This is a genomic window from Aerococcus mictus, from assembly GCF_003286595.3.
GTDB lineage: Bacteria > Bacillota > Bacilli > Lactobacillales > Aerococcaceae > Aerococcus > Aerococcus mictus.
The window spans coordinates 1,751,975-1,769,937 of the sequence record NZ_CP132985.1; the positions used below are offsets into that span (position 1 = coordinate 1,751,975).

20 protein-coding genes are annotated in these 17,963 nt (G+C 45.8%); 5 read left to right on the forward strand and 15 right to left on the reverse strand.

Annotated features, from left to right (window positions below):
- Nucleotides 1-5: 5 nt before the first annotated feature.
- On the reverse strand, nt 6-446 hold the full coding sequence (locus DBT49_RS08055) for a DUF1934 domain-containing protein (RefSeq protein WP_083300384.1): 441 nt from the start codon (nt 444-446) through the stop codon (nt 6-8).
- 181 nt (nt 447-627) lie between these two features.
- On the opposite strand from DBT49_RS08055, the gene DBT49_RS08060 reads away from it, so the two are divergent.
- The gene (locus tag DBT49_RS08060; RefSeq protein WP_070558184.1) at nt 628-1,488 is read left to right on the forward strand and encodes a lipoyl protein ligase domain-containing protein; all 861 of its coding nucleotides are present in this window, start codon (nt 628-630) and stop codon (nt 1,486-1,488) included.
- A gap of 6 nt (nt 1,489-1,494) precedes the next feature.
- Nucleotides 1,495-2,862 carry an HD domain-containing protein gene (locus tag DBT49_RS08065; RefSeq protein ID WP_070558186.1) on the forward strand — a complete coding sequence of 456 codons (1,368 nt, stop codon included), beginning with the start codon at nt 1,495-1,497 and terminating at the stop codon, nt 2,860-2,862.
- A gap of 204 nt (nt 2,863-3,066) precedes the next feature.
- Here the strand turns inward: DBT49_RS08065 and DBT49_RS08070 are convergent.
- The 3 genes from DBT49_RS08070 to DBT49_RS08080 form a co-directional block, all read right to left on the reverse strand.
- Nucleotides 3,067-4,493 (reverse strand): IS3 family transposase gene (locus DBT49_RS08070; protein WP_101560582.1). Its coding sequence is split into 2 segments (ribosomal slippage): nt 3,067-3,983 and nt 3,983-4,493, totalling 1,428 coding nucleotides; the frame shifts between segments, so codons are not numbered across the junction.
- Nucleotides 4,494-4,618: 125 nt separating this feature from the next.
- On the reverse strand, nt 4,619-4,924 hold the full coding sequence (locus tag DBT49_RS08075) for an aminotransferase class I/II-fold pyridoxal phosphate-dependent enzyme (protein WP_083300385.1): 306 nt from the start codon (nt 4,922-4,924) through the stop codon (nt 4,619-4,621).
- Nucleotides 4,879-5,775, reverse strand: coding sequence for a pyridoxal phosphate-dependent aminotransferase (locus DBT49_RS08080; protein ID WP_168163168.1), 897 nt, complete (start codon nt 5,773-5,775; stop codon nt 4,879-4,881). Before DBT49_RS08080 ends, DBT49_RS08075 begins: the two co-directional genes overlap by 46 nt.
- A gap of 185 nt (nt 5,776-5,960) precedes the next feature.
- On the opposite strand from DBT49_RS08080, the gene DBT49_RS08085 reads away from it, so the two are divergent.
- Nucleotides 5,961-6,983 (forward strand): hypothetical protein, encoded by a 1,023-nt coding sequence (locus tag DBT49_RS08085; RefSeq protein WP_070558187.1) that lies wholly within the window; start codon nt 5,961-5,963, stop codon nt 6,981-6,983.
- Between the two features lie 2 nt (nt 6,984-6,985).
- Nucleotides 6,986-8,086 (forward strand): NAD(P)/FAD-dependent oxidoreductase, encoded by a 1,101-nt coding sequence (locus DBT49_RS08090; protein WP_083300387.1) that lies wholly within the window; start codon nt 6,986-6,988, stop codon nt 8,084-8,086.
- A gap of 365 nt (nt 8,087-8,451) precedes the next feature.
- Here the strand turns inward: DBT49_RS08090 and mscL are convergent, their stop codons facing one another.
- The 6 genes from mscL to DBT49_RS08120 are packed head-to-tail and all read right to left on the reverse strand — an operon-like array spanning nt 8,452 to nt 12,251.
- Complete coding sequence (gene mscL / locus DBT49_RS08095; RefSeq protein WP_111872399.1) at nt 8,452-8,820, reverse strand: large conductance mechanosensitive channel protein MscL; 369 nt, start codon at nt 8,818-8,820, stop codon at nt 8,452-8,454.
- A gap of 28 nt (nt 8,821-8,848) precedes the next feature.
- A complete protein-coding gene (locus DBT49_RS08100) occupies nt 8,849-9,886 on the reverse strand; it encodes a YdcF family protein (RefSeq protein WP_070558191.1) in 1,038 nt (345 codons plus the stop codon).
- Nucleotides 9,883-10,785 carry a 16S rRNA (cytidine(1402)-2'-O)-methyltransferase gene (rsmI, locus tag DBT49_RS08105; RefSeq protein WP_070558193.1) on the reverse strand — a complete coding sequence of 301 codons (903 nt, stop codon included), beginning with the start codon at nt 10,783-10,785 and terminating at the stop codon, nt 9,883-9,885. Before rsmI ends, DBT49_RS08100 begins: the two co-directional genes overlap by 4 nt.
- A 4-nt stretch (nt 10,786-10,789) precedes the next feature.
- Complete coding sequence (locus DBT49_RS08110) at nt 10,790-11,110, reverse strand: GIY-YIG nuclease family protein (RefSeq protein ID WP_070558194.1); 321 nt, start codon at nt 11,108-11,110, stop codon at nt 10,790-10,792.
- Nucleotides 11,111-11,129: 19 nt separating this feature from the next.
- On the reverse strand, nt 11,130-11,873 hold the full coding sequence (locus DBT49_RS08115) for a tRNA1(Val) (adenine(37)-N6)-methyltransferase (protein WP_070558196.1): 744 nt from the start codon (nt 11,871-11,873) through the stop codon (nt 11,130-11,132).
- Between the two features lie 12 nt (nt 11,874-11,885).
- Complete coding sequence (locus DBT49_RS08120) at nt 11,886-12,251, reverse strand: DNA replication initiation control protein YabA (RefSeq protein ID WP_060778731.1); 366 nt, start codon at nt 12,249-12,251, stop codon at nt 11,886-11,888.
- Between the two features lie 194 nt (nt 12,252-12,445).
- Here DBT49_RS08120 and DBT49_RS08125 point away from each other — a divergent pair, with 194 nt between their 5' ends.
- Nucleotides 12,446-13,237, forward strand: a complete 792-nt coding sequence (locus DBT49_RS08125) for a GNAT family N-acetyltransferase (protein WP_070558198.1) — start codon at nt 12,446-12,448, stop codon at nt 13,235-13,237.
- Between the two features lie 59 nt (nt 13,238-13,296).
- Here DBT49_RS08125 and holB read toward each other — a convergent pair whose 3' ends face one another.
- The 5 genes from holB to dnaX all read right to left on the reverse strand — a co-directional run bounded on the left by holB (nt 13,297) and on the right by dnaX (nt 17,927).
- A complete protein-coding gene (holB, locus tag DBT49_RS08130; protein ID WP_070558200.1) occupies nt 13,297-14,310 on the reverse strand; it encodes a DNA polymerase III subunit delta' in 1,014 nt (337 codons plus the stop codon).
- 17 nt (nt 14,311-14,327) lie between these two features.
- Nucleotides 14,328-14,969, reverse strand: coding sequence for a dTMP kinase (gene tmk / locus DBT49_RS08135; protein ID WP_070558202.1), 642 nt, complete (start codon nt 14,967-14,969; stop codon nt 14,328-14,330).
- 13 nt (nt 14,970-14,982) lie between these two features.
- Nucleotides 14,983-15,579, reverse strand: a complete 597-nt coding sequence (gene recR, locus DBT49_RS08140; protein ID WP_013669471.1) for a recombination mediator RecR — start codon at nt 15,577-15,579, stop codon at nt 14,983-14,985.
- Nucleotides 15,580-15,662: 83 nt separating this feature from the next.
- On the reverse strand, nt 15,663-15,977 hold the full coding sequence (locus tag DBT49_RS08145) for a YbaB/EbfC family nucleoid-associated protein (RefSeq protein WP_060778736.1): 315 nt from the start codon (nt 15,975-15,977) through the stop codon (nt 15,663-15,665).
- 24 nt (nt 15,978-16,001) lie between these two features.
- Nucleotides 16,002-17,927, reverse strand: coding sequence for a DNA polymerase III subunit gamma/tau (dnaX, locus tag DBT49_RS08150; RefSeq protein ID WP_070558206.1), 1,926 nt, complete (start codon nt 17,925-17,927; stop codon nt 16,002-16,004).
- Between the last annotated feature and the right edge of the window lie 36 nt (nt 17,928-17,963).

The window sequence follows — 17,963 nt, forward strand, 5'->3', positions numbered from 1 at the left end:
CTATTTTACACTACATCATAAGTATATTTCAATTGCAATTGATATTGACCCAATTCTTGGTCCGAGTCTTCAAAAATTCGGTAGTGACAGTTAATCCTGCCCCCTCCTTCAAACTCTTCCACCTCGAGCTGGTCCAGTTCACTAGCCAGGCTTAAGTTAGGCAAACCCTTGATCCGGTAAAGAAAGCTCTGCCTTTTCCCCAATGCTAAGGGGATCGTGGCCTGGACAGACTGACCTGAACGCTTAATGGTTAGGCCCTGCTTGTGGTCAAACTTCAACCGCACCCGGCTCTTAGCCCCTTGAAAATCTTCTTCATATTCAATAAAGAAAGCATGGGGGTGGGCAAAGTAAGTCCCTTTTTGGTCGATGATCAATTCCTGCTTTTCCCCCGCTTGCTGGATGTGGTTGACGCCCCGGATATGAATGATCTCCTTCATTCTACTCATTAGTCCACCTCTCACTCTTTCACTGTTTTTTTACAAAGCAGTCTGTTTCTCTTCAATGAGTATAGCATAGGTGAATTTTTTAAATAAAGTCAAGGCTTTTTCCTGCTTGTCTAGTCACTGAAAGGGGCTTTGTTTATTCACTTTATGCTATAATATAGGCAAATTATTGAGGAGGGATTGCATGTTAATCAAGAATTATCTTCATCAAGGGCCTGGGCTAAGAATCGCCCGTCTCAATGTGCACTACGCCAAGGAGACGCCCTTACTCCCTTTTGCCGTTGACGACTACCTATTAAATGGTCTCAACAAGGAAGCCCTCCCCTACGATTTGATTTTACACACTTGGACCACCGACCCCACTTTGATTCTTGGTATGCAGGACACCCGCCTGCCCTATTTGGACCAAGCCCTAGCAGCCGTCGAAGAAAAAACGCCCTACCAGGCGGTGGTGCGTCCGGCCGGGGGACTGGCGGTCATTAGTGAACCTGGGGTAGTGAATTATACCCTCCACCTGGGTCCCCATAGTTATCCCGATAAGCTGAGTATTGACCAGGCCTACCAAATCAAGGTCCAACTCCTCCAGGACTTACTGGCCCCCTACCAACTGCAACTAACCACCGGGGAAGTCAGTGATTCCTACTGCCCAGGTAAATTTGATGTCAGCTTGGCAGGTAAAAAAATTGCCGGTATTGCCCAAAGACGGATTGGCGGGGCTATTGGGATCTTTACTTACCTTTCCCTTTATGGCCAGCAAAATTACCGTGGTCAAGTGGTGAAAAATTTCTACCAATTAGGTAAGCAAAACCAAGCCACAAAAACCAAGTACCCTATCATTAACCCCGACAGCATGGCCAACCTCAAGGCGAGCCTACCCAGACTCCAAAGCACTGACCAAGTAACCGAGGCCCTGGAAGAAGTTATTAGCCAAGACTTAGGGACTTCTTTTGAAGAGATTGACTTGGCGGCTTTAGACCAAAAGATTTTACATGACCAGGTCCAACGCATGATCAAACGTAACCAACGTTTAACTGAAGGAAGGTAGTTATTTATGTCATTTGAAGAAGCTAACCGCCGGATCCGGGAAAAAGTCTTCCGTGACCCGGTGCATGGTTATATCCATATCCAACACCAAATCTTTTTAGACCTTATTAATACCAAGGAATTCCAACGCCTGCGCCGGGTTAAACAATTAGGAACGACCAGCTTTACCTTCCACGGGGCTGACCACACCCGTTTCGCCCATTGCCTGGGGGTGTATGAAATTGCCCGCCGAATTGTCAACCAATTCCAACGCAACTATCCCAGTCAAGAGCCAGGCGACGGTTTGTGGGATGACCAGGAACGTTTAGTCGTTCTCTGTGCTGCTATCCTCCATGATATCGGCCACGGTGCCTTCTCCCACACCTTTGAAAAACTTTTCGGTACTGACCATGAAGCCGTCACCCGGGCCATCATTACCTCCCCTGAGACTGAGGTCAACCGAATCTTGACTACCGTTTCTCCTGATTTTCCCAATAAGGTGGCTGCCGTCATCAACCACAGCTACCCCAACCCCCAAGTGGTCCAACTGATTTCAAGCCAATGCGACGCCGACCGGATGGACTATCTCTTAAGAGACTCCTACTTTACCGGAGCTGAATATGGGGCCTTTGACCTCCAGCGGATATTACGGGTCATGCGGCCTTACCAAGGTGGGATTATGTTTGACTATGCCGGCATGCATGCGGTGGAAGACTATATTGTCAGCCGTTATCAAATGTATATGCAGGTCTACTTCCACCCGGTTTCTCGGGCCATGGAAATGATCCTCAACCGCCTCTTGAAACGAGCTAAGGACCTCTACCAAGACAATCCCAAGTACTTTATCAAGCACTCGCCACTCTTGGTGCCCTTTTTGAAAAATGAGTGGAACCTCACCGACTACCTCCATGTCGATGATGGGGTGATGGAAACCTACTTCCAACACTGGATCTTAACCAGTGATGACCCGATTCTGGTGGACTTGTCCAAGCGTTTCATCAACCGCAAACCCTTTAAGTCGGTCACCTTTGACTCCAACACTCAAGCAGAAACTGCCCAAGATCTCCAAGAGAAGATTGGACAAATGGGCTACGACATTAACTACTATACTGCCTATAACAGTAACTATGACCTGCCCTATGACCTCTATGACCCCAGCAAAAAGAACCCCCGGACCCAGATTGAATTATTGGAAAAAGATGGGACCATTATTGAACTGTCGGAAGCCAGCCAACTCATCCGGGCCTTTACCGGCCAAGAACTAGGCGATGAACGCCTCTATTTTCCTAATGAACTCTACTACGGAAAGAACCATGACAAGATCAGCCTCTTTGAACCTGATTTAAAGGCTATCCATGACATGACCAAGACCGGTAAATTAAAAGCCTTAGATTAACTTCTAATAAAAAAAGCCTTCCCCACTTGATATGGTGACCCCAATAAGTTGGACTTTATATATAGTGAGTTGGCCTTTGGCCAGCTCTTTTTTGTTGCTTACAGTTCTTGCTTATTTCTTGCCGACACATTTACTCAGAAATTTAAACTTGTCAAGAGGAAGAGCGTAGCGGCTCTTGATAAGTTTAAAGTTTATGTGTAATCATTAAGCGGCGAAAGAAGCGTGATGAAGACGAAATTCTATAGGACTCCTAAAATCTAATTTTTCTTTGATTCTTTCACCATTGTAATAGATTATAAAATCTTCAATCGCTTGTGCTAATTCTTCAAAGGAATGATAAGTCCGACCATAGTAGACTTCTTGTTTTAGTAGACTAAAGAAATTCTCCATTGGCGAATTATCTAAGCAATTTCCTTTACGAGACATACTTTGAAAAATTCGGTGATCCTTCAAGAGCCGGGTGTAACTTTTCATTTGATAGGCCCAGCCCTGATCAGAATGAAAGGTTCTTCTGTATGGACATAATTTACTTGCTTCAATGGCAGCTTGTAGCCCCTCCAACATGCTTTGTCCATTAGGCTGATGTGTTATCTTAAAAGAAATAATTTCTCGATTAAATAGATCCATGTAAGGATCTAAATAGAGTTTTCCAGTTTGATAATTCCCAGAATCATCGGCATAGTAGTATTTAAATTCTGTTGTGTCTGTTGTTATTTTTTGATAAGGAATGGTCGAATCAAACCGCCGGTTGATACGATTTGGCGCTATCTCTCCAATCGTTCCTTTGTAGGAATTATATTTTCTTGTCTTTCTAGTATAGCTAGTGACCTGTATCCCCATAATTTTCATTAGGCGTTGAACTTTGTTTTTACTGACCTTATAACCACGGGAAAGCAGTTCAGCTCGCATTCTTCGATAACCATAATCCTTATGGGTTTCTCTGATGTCTTTCATTTCCTCTTTTAAATCGGCATCCTTATCAATTTCCTCATCTTTATTTTTCCAATAAAAGTAGGTCGATTTAGGAAACTTTAAAACGCTAAGAATATCTTTTAAAGCATATTTTTCATCATGGAGACGTGTGATTTCGGTCACTATTTCTTCTTTTCTCGCTTGACTCTTTGAGCCACACGTCTCCTCAATCCTTTTAAAAATTTGTTCTCAATTTCTAAATCCGTAATCCGTTGTTCAAGTTCCTTTATTTTTGCTTCACTTAACTGATTGGTTTCGCTGCTATCCTTTATTTGATTGATTTGTGATTTCTTTTTAGACACTTTAGGTGGCCTTCCTTTCCTCGCGGAAAGGCCATCAAGTCCTCTTTCATGATAAGCTCTTCGCCAATTAGCGATTAGACTTGGATTATTCATGTTTAATGAATTGGCCAATTCGCGATAACTCATTTCCGTACTTTCATACAATTCTATCGCATTTAATTTGAATTCAACAGTATAAACCTGTTGAGTCCGCCTTTTCTTTAAACCATCTACACCAAATTCATAATAGTTATTAACCCACCTTCGTAAAATAGAAGGATCTATTCCTGCTTTATTAGCTAAGGTTCGATAACTTCCTTTTTTCGCAATATAGTCTCCTACTAAATTCAGTTTAAATTCTAATGAATATTTAGACATAAAAATAACCCCCAAAAGTTGAATTCTTAGTCCAACTTTTGGGGGTCACTACACTTGATGCGGGAAGGCTTTTTTTAGCTTATGGTTTCATGTCTTTTATTGGTTTCCTAGATTCTAAAAAAGTTCTAGGCTAATTGATCAACAAAGTTCTTTAGACGTTTCAATCCTTCTTGGATAGATTCGTAAGAAGAGGCGTAGGAGAAGCGGACATAGCCTTTACCGGCATTACCGAAGGCAAAGCCTGGTATCACCCCTACCTTGGCTTGGTGGGCTAGGTCAAGGGCAAATTGTTTGTCATCACCATGATATGATTCTGGTGCCTTGATAAAGATATAGAAGGCTCCAGCTGGGTGAACAAATTCTAAACCAATCTTAGGTAATTCTTCTAAGAGCAGGTCGCGACGACTCTTAAATTTATCACGGGCTTCCACGACAAAGTCATCACACTCATTATAGGCAGCGATGGCCCCGCCCCGTGTTGACCAGGGGTAGACACGCTGGTAACCATGGTTTGGTGGGAAACCAAGCCTTGGGTCACATAGCCATCAGGCATGTGGATGAAACCAATCCGAAGTCCGGTCATGGCGTAACTCTTGGAAGGACCATTGAGATAGATAGTTTGGTTGGGGATTTCATTGTAGATGGAATAATGGTCTTGGTCATAGATCATGTCTGAATAAATTTCATCACTAATGACAAAGACATCATAGCGCTTAATCACTTCGGCTAATTCACGAATTTCATCCTTGGTATAGGTATTCCCAATCGGATTATTGGGGTAGTTTAGGAGGACTAAACGCGTCTCTGGGTTAGCATCCAAGCTCCGTTCCAAAGCCTTAGGAGTTAACTTGAAGTCGGTTTGGCTGGTATCTAAGGTTACCAATTCTGCCCCCGCAATCGCTGCTGTCATTTCATAAAGGCCAAAGAAAGGAGAAGGAACAATAATTTTATCGCCTTCATTAATGAAAACATCCATAGCGATCTTTACAGCTTCGGTGACTCCATTGGTAATAATCACATTATCAGCTTTTAAATCAAGATCTTGGGTACGTTTAAAATAAGCAACGATGGCCTCGACCAATTCTCCAAGCCCCTTAGCTGATGCATAGTGGGTCTTATTTTCATCTAGAGCCTTTTTGATAGCGTCTTTAACCGTTTCAGGGGCGTTAAGATCAGGTTCCCCGATCGTGAAGGGAAGTAGACCATCAATTTGGGCAAAAGTTTCAGCAAACTCGCGAATAATGGAGGGGGCTGTATTTAAGTAACGATGATTAATTTTCACAAAAAATCCTTCCTTTCCTTTAGAAAACATTAGATATATAAATTTTTATTGATTATTATAGCATAGAAAATATGAAGTGGTGAAAAATATAAAAATTCGTCGCTATAGTTGAGGAGTAGCTATTTTGACTGACTTCCTTTAAAATATAGCTAATAATGATGCTTTTAAATAAAGGAGTAATAGACGTGTTTGAAACCAGTGAAGAAAAAGCAGCGCGAAAAAAAGAAAAAGACCAAGCTAGAAAGGTCTACCACAGCAATCAAAATCGGGCTAAAGATCTCGACCAACCTTGGCGGCAGTACTTCTTCCAATGCCAGGCCTATCTCTACACCCATGCCGAACCCCAACTCACTATCGATGAAGACCTGTCCCAACTCCTTGACCGTTTGGAAGGGGCCCAAACCCGCCATCTCCTGCCCAAATACCTCTTCCCTAATGACGCCGAGGCTTATGCCCGCCAGATTATCAGAAGGCACCACTTAGTCACTATCCATGACCAACCCCACACCCTGACTAAGTACCTGTTACTCTTTCTAGTCATTTCTTATGGCTTTTACGCCCTCTTAATCTTTTTCCAAGGGCTCAGCGCCTATCATTCTTGGGGACAGGCTTTAAATATGCCCCTGCCCCTAAGTGTCCTAGGCCTTTTATTGGAGCTTTTACTCTCCATCATGTTTATCTTTTTTGCCTTTCAATTCACTCGTTCCAGTGACTACGGAGACGCTTGGAATGAAGGCTATAATTGGGTCTACTTGGTCATTATTACCATCATTCTCCTCCTCATTGGCTTAGTTCCTTATTTTTCCTTACTTTACCAAGTCTTAGTCATCAAGCTCCCAATTTGGCTAGTCTTCCTCCTTATCCTGACTACCAGCGGCTACCTAGTCTATGACCAGGCCTTGACGAGCCCAGGCAAGGACAAGCACGATCTGGATGATGACCAGGAAGAAGGAAGCGACGATGATGTCCGTCTGGCTAGCGGACCCGCCCATGGCTTAGAGGCTGATGACCTTGAAAATGAGGAAAACACCACTAATCGGACAGGAATTTGGGAAACCTTACTCTTCAATACCCCGCTCATCAGCCGGGCTTCCTACCGGTCGCAAAAGAAAAAGCGGGCCAAGGCTGAAAAAGAAGCCAAGCACAAGGCCGCCCGCCAAGAAAAACATGACCAAGACAATGACGAAGTTAAGAAAGGGGAAGATTAATAATGAAAATAGCCATCATCGGTGGAGGAATTGTCGGTTCGGTAACCGCCTTCTATCTCAGCCAGACTGACCACCAAGTCACCCTCTACGATAGCGGGATCGGCCAAGCCACTAAGGCAGCAGCCGGTATTATCTGTCCCTGGTTCTCCAAGCGTCGCAATAAGCCTTGGTACCGGATGGCTAACGCTGGGGCCCATTTTTACCCCCAATTGATCGCTAACTTAGCCCAAGCCGGCATCACTTCCCAAGCCTACCAAAAACGGACGACCTGGCTTTTGAAAAAGCGAGAAAAAATGATTGACGAACTCATGGCAATTGCTAACCGCCGTAAGGAAAAGGCCCCCCTGATCGGTCAAATCCGGCGATTAAAGCCTAGCCAGGCCCAAGCTGCCTTAGCCCCTTGGACCTATGACCAAGACCTGATTCAAATTGATTCTGGGGCGGCCGTCATTGACGGCGAATTACTCTGCCAGGAACTCCTCAGTGCTGCCCAAGATAAGGGGCTTAGTGTCATCCCTGAAGCGGTCGCCATTGATGCCATCAGCTCTACGGAGGTCAAGATCCAACAGCAAAGCTATGACCGGGTCATTATCGCAGCAGGCGCCTGGCTGGGAGAGATTCTGGCCCCTTACACAGAAAATGTGGATATCCGGCCTCAAAAGGGGCAACTATTGGTCTATGACCATATCGATCAAGCTGAGCAATGGCCCCTGATTATGCCCGAGGGTCAGGCTGATATCATCCCCCACCAAGGTCAGCGCTTATTCTTAGGAGCTACCCATGAAAATGACCAAGGCTTTGACCTGAGTCCCAACCTCCAAGCCTTAGAAGAAATTATGACAACAGCTCAGGACTTACTGCCTGCCATCGATTTCTCTGATTACCAAGCTATTAAGGTCGGCACCCGGGCCTATACCAGCGACTTTGCCCCCTTTTACGGGGCCCTGCCCAAGTATGACCATATTTATGTAGCTTCTGGCCTGGGCTCAAGCGGCCTAACCACCGGACCGATTATCGGCCACGAACTCGCCGCCATGATCACAGGCAGCGACTTACAGCTCGACCCTAGCGACTATCCGGTCGGTGATTACATAACTTTTTAAATGAAGACACTTATCCAATAATATCATTGAGCATTCGTTATGCTTTTGAAATTTCGTCGTTAAAAAGCCATGGCACCGGTTCGGACCTAGGTTCCTCACCTAGCGAGCCTCAAACGGCTAGTACGGCTAGCGCCTACTATCCGATAATTCACATCGCTTGCTTGTTCATGGCTAACGACTCATTTCACAGCGTCACTACTGCTCAAAACTATATAAAAATAGATTTTCTTCTTAAACAAGTCACCCACTATAAAAATAAAAGAAGAATATAAAACAAAAAGCGAAACTAGCCATTGGACTAGCTTCGCTTTTTATTTGCCTACAATAGAATTGAGGGATCTCTTCCCGTCTGGAGTTCTTAGCTTCTATTTGTTCTTTAATAAGTCACGGATTTCTGTTAATAGGACTTCTTCATTACTTGGTTTAGCTTCTTCAACTTTCTTTTCTTCATGTTTGAAGTGGCTAAAAGCCTTAACAATAAAGAATAGAACCAGGGCAATTAATAAGAAAGAAATAATAGCGTTAACAAAGTTCCCCACACCAAATGTGGCTCCGGCAACTTCAATACTATAAGCTGACAAGTCGATGTTGCCTAAAATAATCCCTAATAATGGGGTTAAAATATCCTTAGCTAGGGAGTTCACAATAGCAGTGAAGGCAGTCCCCATAACAACCCCGACTGCTAATTCAATCACATTACCCTTAGCAATAAAATCTTTAAATTCTTGTAGCATATCAATAGCTCCTCTCTTAGTAAATCATCTAATCAAAATGAATATAGTTGAGCCAACCAATCCCAAACATAACCACCGTCATCAATAAATGCAGCTTGCGGTGCATAAATAAGATGGCGACGAATTCTCGAATCCCATGTTTAAAGCTTTCCCTTAGGGTGGTTTTGGCCCCGAATCCGGTGACTTGGTAGAGTCCTTCCAGGTTGGCATAGAGTTGACTGCGGTAAAGGTGGAAAGCACTAGTAATAAAAGCAATATGGGCACTCTTGACGGGTTGGATCCCCTCGATCAGTTGCTTACTGTAGGCAAAGTTACCATGGGTATTGGTGGCTTGGTCTTCTCGCCAAATCTTTTCCTCGGGGATGCCCTGGGCTTTCAAATACTGGGCCATGACATCAGCTTCCGAACAGTCACTATTTGCTACTGTGGCTGCTCCAGAAACAATGAGAATGGGAATATGGTGGTAGAGAAACTTCTGACGCCCCACATAGGCTAAGCAGGCATCCAAGCGTAGCTTTAACATCTGAGACACCGTATTGTCACTATTAAATAGACAACCCAAGATAATAATATAATCCTGCTTACGGTCATCCTCAATCAACCAGAGTCTTAGAGAATTGACCAGGAAATTAATCAAGAGTAAAACATAGTAAGCGACTACAAAGTCTAAAATATGCAGCCAATGCTTATCCGCCATCAATTCTGGGTTGAAGCGAACGTAATAATGCACAAGGCCCACCAGAATTAAGAACACCGCCAGACTCAGTCCAATCACCAGCTGGAGGTAATTATGTTCTTCTTGGAAGAGGGATAAGGCATAGGTAAACATGGCTAGTCCAAAAATCAGCAGTAAGGAAGGGGCAATGTAATTCACAAAAACCTCTATCCCATGAAAGATGAAGGACAGCCACTGGGATTCTGCAAAGTTGGGGTCCTTACCCATGGCGTAAAAAAGGATAATAAGTCCCAGACTAGCAATCCAGGAGTCCCACAAATTACGCGGGGCAAGGATAAAGAGTAATAAAGCGATGGCAAGGAGTAAGCCGCCTCCTAGGTAGAAAATCATGGGGCCTCCCCACCGATTTCATGGTAGGCTTGGTAAACTTCTTGCTTCTTTAACCCCTTATTCTTAGCCACTTTCTTAATGGCTTCTTTAGAAGAGAGTTTTTCTTCTTCCATCCACCACTCGACTTGGCCTTTGAGAGGCAGGTGGTCAATACCTGCCTGTAACTGTTCCGCCGCTGACTTGGGATGAGGGTTGCCCTCAATATAGAAACAAATTTCCCCCTTGACGACGGGATTTTCCTGGTAATAAGCACTCAGTTCCGCCAAAGACCCGCGGTTAAATTCCTCATAGGACTTGGTCAATTCCCGGACCACACAAGCTGGTCGGTCAGGGCCAAAAACCTCAATGGCCGTCTCAATGGTCTGGCTGATTCGATAAGGAGACTCATAGATCATGAGGGTTTCTCCAGTATTCTGATAGGTCATTAATTGTTGGCGGCGGTTCTTTGCCTTCTTGGCTAAGAAACCAATAAAGGTAAAAGCCTCACTATTCAGTCCGCTAGCAATCAGTCCGGTCAAGGCCGCATTGGCGCCTGGCAGGGGGATCACCCGAATACCCGCTTTGAGACAGGCCTGGACCAATTCACTTCCTGGGTCAGAAATCACTGGCATACCGGCATCACTAACCTGGGCCAGGTCCTTGCCCTTTTCCAAGAGGGAAAGAATTTCAGGAATCCGCTCCTGGGTATTGTACTTATGAAAGCTTTTTTGCGGCTTATCAATTTCAAAATGGTTCAATAACTTTTGGGTATGACGGGTATCTTCAGCTAGGATCAAGTCCACCGATTGCAAGACTTTGAGGGCCCGAAAGGTCATATCCTCCAGGTTACCAATTGGGGTAGGCACCAGATAAAGATTGCCTTGACTCCCTTCACTGGCAAAACTTTTTTGTTGTTGCATGGACTCACCTTCTTTCTCTATTGTAGTCATCATCTAAACCGACGCGCTGGCAGGAAATGCCCGGTCGGTAATGAAAGTCACTAACACCGTAAGCCTTTAGACGTTTAATCTTCTCGGCACGGGAAAATTGCTTAAAGCGGTACTCCGCCTGGGTAGCCGCTTGGCGACTAGAAAAAGCCTTGGCAAAGACCATGGCACAGGGGCGCCGGCTGGCTGGGCGGGTATACTTGGCTCCTTTGCCACTATTATGTTCTTCCTGCCGACGGTCAACATCGGTGGTATAGCCGGTATAGAGACTATCATCGTGACAGAGAAGCACATACATGTAGTGGCGGGACTGCTTATTATCCTTGGTGGAGATAAGCCTTCACTTCTTCCGTATAAACATTGTCCTTGGTATACACATAGAGGGGCGGAAGGACTTGCAGGCCCTTTTCCTGGCCATTCTTCATAAAGTCAATTAAGAGGGTATTAGCCGGCTTATCGGGCTTAGGGTGGACAAAACGCAAGCGCTTGGGAATAAGCCGGTACTTGAGTCCCGCTTGGATCATTTCAGTCAAGCGTTCCGGCCGGTGGACCAAAATTAAGCGCCCTCGCTCCTTGAGTAAGGCTTGGCTCTGCTTGAAAATATCTTCCAAGGTCATGGCGATTTCATGACGGGCCAGAGCCTTTTTATCGTTGGGATTAATCCAAGAGTCCGGGTAGACCTTAAAATAAGGCGGGTTACAGGTAATCACATTCACCGATTCCGGCTTGACCAGACTAGTAGCAGATTTGATATTGCCGGTATGGATAGTGATTTGCTCTTCTAAATGATTTAAGGCCACCGACCGTCTAGCCATATCAGCTAGTTCAGGCTGGATTTCAATGGCTTCAATGGGTGCATCGGTCATGGCTGATAAAATCAAGGGAATGGCCCCATTACCAGAGCAGAAGTCGACAATTTTTTGCTTTTTGGTCTTTCTCACCCGGGCAAAATAGGCTAAAAACAAGGCATCTGTCGACAAGGAAAAAGTATCATCACTTTGGATGATCTCCCGGTCAAATTGGCTTAATTGATCAATGCGCTCATTGGCTAATAGCGTCATCCAATCCCCTTCCTAACGCTTACCTTCCATGCCATAAAGAATATCTAAGCAAAACATGCATTGCTCAGCATTTTCTCGTCTTTGGCCATAGGAAATATTACATATATGAAAGCCATCTTCATAAATATTTAAGAGGTTCTGTAAGGCAGGAGAGCGTTGTCCGTCCTTTTCTTCGGGAGCAGCTTCCTTCTCTTCCGGCTGGTCATTGGCTAATAATTGGTTGACCCGTTCTCTTAAATAATGGTTTTCCATCTGTAGGTCTTGATTTTTGATTAATTCTTTACCCCACTCATCGATAATTGTCTCTAGTTCGGTCTGCATTTGGCCCAGTTGCTCGCTGAGGGTATTGAGGCGAGTGACAATATCTCTTGTCTCCATACTATCATTCCTTATTACATATTCTGATAGACCATTAAACTCAAAACCTATTTTATCATAATTCTATTTTTTTCGATGGCAGAGACTGAAGTTTTTTATGGCTTTTTAAAGGCAGGAAAAAATCAAGCCACTCGTATTCTCATTTGGGCTTTTTTCCAGTAGACTAAGGATAAAATCAGCAAGAAGGAGCAAGTATGTTAGACCTTAATGCCACTTACCATTGGATCAGTCATTATGAGGATAATGAACTCTACCAAATCTTTGCCAATCAAGCGGCCCGCCATGTCCCGCTCAGTAACTTCATGGCCCTCGATTTTAACCCAGGTCTGGACGAGTGGTTGATCCTCGAGGAACAATATATGGATTATGCCAGTGAATTTGACCTGCCAGAAATCAATATCCACTTGCCTATGAACCAAGGGGTTGATGATGAGCTCTATGCCTATCTCTCTGAAGCTGGCTACCAGTTGGCCATCACTGAGCTGGTTAGTCTCGAGAACTACCAATACCCCAATAAGAAAAGACAGTCCGCTCAACTTGAGCTCGAAGAAATCAACTCCGACAGCCTCCCCGCCTTTCTAGCCTTCCAGGCCTACTATGACAAGGACTATGGCTTGGCCTACCAAGAGGAAATGCAGGGCTACTACCAAGAAGCCTTCTATAAGGACAACATTCACCAGGTTGCCGTCTTTGACCAAGGACAAATCATCGCCGCTATGCAAGTGATCCTTTCCCGCCACTACCTAGAGATTGACCATCTAACTGTAAGAGAGGACTTTCAGAAAAGAGAAATTGGCCGCTGGCTGGTGGAATGGGCCTATGACCAGGCTCAGCAGGACGACAAGACGCTGATCTTAGTCTGTGACGCGGATAGTCCCGCCCGACAATTCTATGACCACTTAGGTTTTATGGGTTTGGGATTTGAATTAGCCTTCTCCCGAAAGATAGATCAGGACTTTAAAGAGCAATTTTACTATCAAGACTAGCTTATTAAAAAAGTGCTTCTGGCAAATCTTCTAACTTGCCAGAAGCACTTTTCTTTAGCTTATAGGTATTTTTTCTCTAAGTTCCAGGCTTCTAGGACAAAGTATTCCAAACTGGCCTGGGGGCTGACATTTTGCTTGATCATTTTTTGCGCCTTGGTCACTAATTTTAGCAGGTCAAGGAATAAGCCTTCTGGGTAGGCCTGGTATTTGGCCTGGCGATTGGTCTTCAGATCGGGGCGGACGAGAACCTGGTCTAGGGTCTCCTGGTCCCTTTGACTCTTAATTAAGAGACAATCCCTGAGTAAAAGGGTCAAGAGCTGTAACAAAAGCTGGTTATCCTGGCGGCTGCGGGAGAGCTTCATCCAATCAGTCGCCACCATGGTAAAGGCGCGCCCGTCTCTAGCCACAATGAGCTGGAGCCACTGATCGAGGCGCTGGCACTGGTCATGGAAGACCTGGTTGTCATTTAGAGCCAAGGCACTATCCAAGTCTGTCGTCAACCAAGCAATGATTTGGGCCTGGGCTTTGCCAATCCCATGATCAACAAAGAGGCGGACGGCTTGGTCAACCGCTAGGGAGGGGAAGTGGATCACCTGACAGCGGGATTGGACAGTTGGTAAGATCGCCTCCCGATTATTGGTCAAGAGGAAGATGTAGACATCTTGGTGAGGTTCTTCCAGAAATTTCAACAAGGAATTGGCCGCTTGGACCGTCATGGTTTCAGCTGCCTCAATTACAAAGACCTTGACCCTACCTTCTAAACCGGTTAGGGATAGGTTGTGCTTGAGCTCACGGATTTGGTCAATTTTAATACTGTTCGCATCCTTAGTCAGCCATTCCACATCACTATGGTCACCCCGGATCACCCGCTGGCAATGGTCACACTGACCACAGGGCTTGTCTTCTTGACTGCAAAATAAAGCCGCTGCCAAAAAAATGGCCATGTCGGCTTGGCCAGAACCCGCATTCCCCTCAAATAAATAGGCATGGGCTAGACGGCCATTCTGGATGACTTGGCGCATCAACTGGGCCAGTTGGCTTTGTTTTTCTTCAATGGCAAAGGCTTGCGTCATTAGGGCTGTCCTTTCTACTAGGAAAAAAATTTGGGAAAACGTTGGCGAATCAACTCATAAGCGGTCGCTTGCATGACCTCAGCGGGTTGGCTAGCATCAATGGGAACAATCCGGTCCGGGCTTTCTTTCAAGAGATCTTGGTAGCCCTGGACGACCCGGCGGTGAAAAGCGATGGATTCTTGGTCCAAGCGGTTGATTTCATTAGTCCGGCCGGCTTCAATCCGAGCAATGCCCTCCTCAGCGGAAATATCACAGTAGAGGGTTAAATCGGGCAGTAAGCCATCGATCGCAAATTCATTGATCAACTTAACAGCCTGGCCACCCAGTTGACGGCCATAACCTTGGTAGGCAATGGAACTATCCACATAGCGGTCACAGAGGACCATGTTTCCAGCGGCTAGGGCAGGACGGATCTTTTGGGCCAGATGCTGGGCACGACTCGCCGCATAGAGTAAGGCCTCTGACCGGGCATCGAGTTCGATATTAGCTGGAGAGAGAATGATGTCACGAATTTCTTCAGCGATCCGATCTCCCCCCGGCTCCCTAGAAAAAATTGGAGCCTGTTTTAAATCTTGGTCCAAACGTGCCTTGAGACCCTTGATTAGGGTAGTCTTTCCTGATCCATCCGGTCCTTCAAAGCTGATAAATACACCTGGCATCCTAATCCTCCTTTTAGAGTTCTTGACGGCCATCAAGGGCCCGCATTAGGGTCATCTCATCTGCATATTCAATGTCACTACCCACCGATAGACCATAAGCAATCCGACTGACCTTGATTTGGGCGGGCTTGATTAACCGGGCCAGATAGGTAGCCGTCGCCTCCCCTTCAGCGGTCGCATTAGTAGCAATAATTACTTCTTGAATCTGGGTATCCTGCAAGCGTTGCAAGAGTGAGCGGATATTTAAGTCATCCGGTCCGGTCCCATCCATAGGTGAGAGGACGCCATGAAGAACATGATACTTACCGTGGTAGTTTTGCATTCTTTCCATGGCCATCACGTCACGGGCCTCTTCAACCACCATCAGCACCGACCCCTCCCGGTCATTATCCCGGCAAATTAAACACGGGTCTTCCTGGGTCACATTACCGCAGACCGAACAGGTAGTCATTTCCTGCTTGACCCGGTTCAAGGCCTCAGCAAAGTCATTCACATCGGCCTGGTCCATATCCAAGACAAAAAAAGCTAAACGAGCCGCTGTTTTGGCTCCAATCCCGGGTAATTTCTTGAAGCTATCGATCAAGCGCGCGATCGGTTCGGGATATTGCATGCTTTCAACTCCTTCTATATAAAAAAGTGGGAAAATCTTCAGACTGATTGCGTCTGAGCTCCCCCACTCCCTAAAGCAAGTTCCTAGAAGCCGGGAAAGCCTTTAGAAAGGTTTCCCATATTCGATTCTTGAGCACTATCCACCTTACTTAAACCGTCATTGACTGCCGCAATCAGGAGATCACTGAGCATGTCAGGGTCTTCAGGATCAATCACGGCTGGATCCATTTCAATAGCCTTAACCCGGCGGTCGCCCCCTACCTTGGCTTTAATCATGCCTGAAGGTTCTTTGCCTTCAAAGACTTGTTTTTCCAAGTCCTTTTGGGATTCTTCTAATTTTGCTTGCATCTTTTTAGCTTCTTTGAGCATTTTTTGCATGTTCATCATATTGTTTGCCATTTGATTTCCTCTTTCCTTCTTTGATTAATCATTGCTGAGGGTAACATTGTCATTATCCGCCCCAAAGAGATCAGCCATGGTTTGGGTGAGCGGATCTTGGGCTTGCTGGTCTTCCTGTGATAGCCAAGCAGAAGACGAGTCTCCTTGTGGCTGTGGCCGATCAGCTTCCTGGTCCACAGGAGCTTCACTTTCTTGAGAAGCGACTGGACTTGCCGGACTATCGGCTTGGCTGGCATCACTATTTTCTTTTTCGGCTTGGGACTGGATCAGTTCATCCTTACGGCCTTCATGGTAGGCCTTGACATAGCGTCCCCGAGCCTCCTGCCATTGCTCACTTGTCATCACCAGCATCCGGCCGGGATGGTTGATTTGATTTTGTAAGTGGGTAGCGACGGTCTCTTGTAATTCTTTATCCTCAAAAACCCTTTGGCAGAAAATCTCATAGTCAAAACTCAAGACAAAGGCCTCAGGACTGGCAGCGACCGGCTCCGTTTGATGGAGGAGGGCCTGTTGAACGGTAGGAAGAGATTCGACCACCTGAGACCAAACACTGCTGACCTGGTTGAGGTCAGTTTTTGTGGCCTGGCTCAGAGTCTTATAGATAGCTGAATAGGCCGGCTTAAATTGCCCTTGGACCTTTTTCGGTCGCTTGTCACTTGCCGGCTTAGCTTCCTCTTTAGCAGGGGATGAGCTTGCCGGGGAAGGGCCTTGCCCCCCTTTTACTTGGGCGATTGCTTGCTTTAAGGCTTGGACTTCTTGCTTTAACTGGGCCAATTGCTGAGATTCCCCATCACTCGGAGTCTGCATAGCTGCTCTAGAAGGACTGCTATCCCCTGCAGGCAAGTCGGCCAATTTAATGGTAGCCACTTCTAAATAAATATCGCCTTGGATGGCAAAGCGGATATCTTCTTGGACCGAGCGAAATTCCTTCATCATTTGGTAAATCAAATCGCGGTCTAAGTTCTTGGCCAAGTCATAAAAAGACTGGTCGTAGTTTTTCATCAGTTCCGTATCTTTAGCCCCTTGACTTTGCTTAGCTAACAAGAGGTCACGGGTAAAAAGCAGCATCTCTTCGACAAAACGGCTAGCTTCCCGGCCGGCTTGAAGGATCTGCCTTAGAACGGCCAAGGCTTGGTCAGTATCGCCTTGTCCTAGAGCTTCAACGTAAGCAATTTTTTGCTCATCACTTAAAATCCCCGTCACTTGCCGGGTCATGGCCGTGGTAATCTCGCCTTGGGAGAAAGAAATCACCTGGTCCAACAAACTCAAGGCATCCCGCATGCCCCCATTGGCATCTTGGGCAATTAATTCCAAGGCCTCAGCTTCATAAGTCACCCCTTCTTGGTCTAGGATATAGGCCATCCGGTCCTTAATCGCTTGGTTAGACAGCCGCTTAAAGTCAAAACGTTGGGTCCGAGAAATCACCGTCGCCGGAATTTTATGGGCTTCAGTTGTCGCTAAGATAAAGATCACCCGGCTGGGTGGCTCTTCTAAGGTTTTTAACAGGGCATTAAAGGCCCCGGTTGAGAGCATGTGGACTTCATCGATAATGTAGACCTTGTAGTTCGCTTCGGTAGGGGCGTAGCGGACCTTGTCACGGATATCACGGATTTCCTCCACCCCATTGTTAGAGGCCGCATCAATTTCAATTACATCCGCCAAGCGGCCTTCGGTAATGGCCTGACAGAGGTGGCATTGATTGCAGGGTTCTCCATCATTTTGATTGGGACAGTTAATCGCCTTAGCAAAAATTTTAGCGGCACTGGTCTTCCCTGTTCCCCGCGGTCCATTAAACAAATAGGCATGGCTGGTCTTATCTTGATTGATGGCGTTCTTCAAGGTTCTTGAAACCGCTTCTTGGCCGACAATATCAGCAAAGGTTTGCGGCCGCCACTTCCGATATAAAGCTTGATAACTCATCATGGCCTCCCTTCCTTCATTCTCAACCATTATAACCAAATCCCCCCTAGATATCCACGGATGAGA

Coding starts and splice junctions, on each gene's coding strand:
- DBT49_RS08055 (WP_083300384.1), bottom strand. CDS start 446: ATGAGTAGAATGAAGGAGATCATTCATATCCGGGGCGTCAACCACATC.
- DBT49_RS08060 (WP_070558184.1), top strand. CDS start 628: ATGTTAATCAAGAATTATCTTCATCAAGGGCCTGGGCTAAGAATCGCC.
- DBT49_RS08065 (WP_070558186.1), top strand. CDS start 1,495: ATGTCATTTGAAGAAGCTAACCGCCGGATCCGGGAAAAAGTCTTCCGT.
- DBT49_RS08090 (WP_083300387.1), top strand. CDS start 6,986: ATGAAAATAGCCATCATCGGTGGAGGAATTGTCGGTTCGGTAACCGCC.
- mscL (WP_111872399.1), bottom strand. CDS start 8,820: ATGCTACAAGAATTTAAAGATTTTATTGCTAAGGGTAATGTGATTGAA.
- DBT49_RS08100 (WP_070558191.1), bottom strand. CDS start 9,886: ATGATTTTCTACCTAGGAGGCGGCTTACTCCTTGCCATCGCTTTATTA.
- rsmI (WP_070558193.1), bottom strand. CDS start 10,785: ATGCAACAACAAAAAAGTTTTGCCAGTGAAGGGAGTCAAGGCAATCTT.
- DBT49_RS08110 (WP_070558194.1), bottom strand. CDS start 11,110: ATGTATGTGCTTCTCTGTCACGATGATAGTCTCTATACCGGCTATACC.
- DBT49_RS08115 (WP_070558196.1), bottom strand. CDS start 11,873: ATGACGCTATTAGCCAATGAGCGCATTGATCAATTAAGCCAATTTGAC.
- DBT49_RS08120 (WP_060778731.1), bottom strand. CDS start 12,251: ATGGAGACAAGAGATATTGTCACTCGCCTCAATACCCTCAGCGAGCAA.
- DBT49_RS08125 (WP_070558198.1), top strand. CDS start 12,446: ATGTTAGACCTTAATGCCACTTACCATTGGATCAGTCATTATGAGGAT.
- holB (WP_070558200.1), bottom strand. CDS start 14,310: ATGACGCAAGCCTTTGCCATTGAAGAAAAACAAAGCCAACTGGCCCAG.
- tmk (WP_070558202.1), bottom strand. CDS start 14,969: ATGCCAGGTGTATTTATCAGCTTTGAAGGACCGGATGGATCAGGAAAG.
- recR (WP_013669471.1), bottom strand. CDS start 15,579: ATGCAATATCCCGAACCGATCGCGCGCTTGATCGATAGCTTCAAGAAA.
- DBT49_RS08145 (WP_060778736.1), bottom strand. CDS start 15,977: ATGGCAAACAATATGATGAACATGCAAAAAATGCTCAAAGAAGCTAAA.
- dnaX (WP_070558206.1), bottom strand. CDS start 17,927: ATGGTTGAGAATGAAGGAAGGGAGGCCATGATGAGTTATCAAGCTTTA.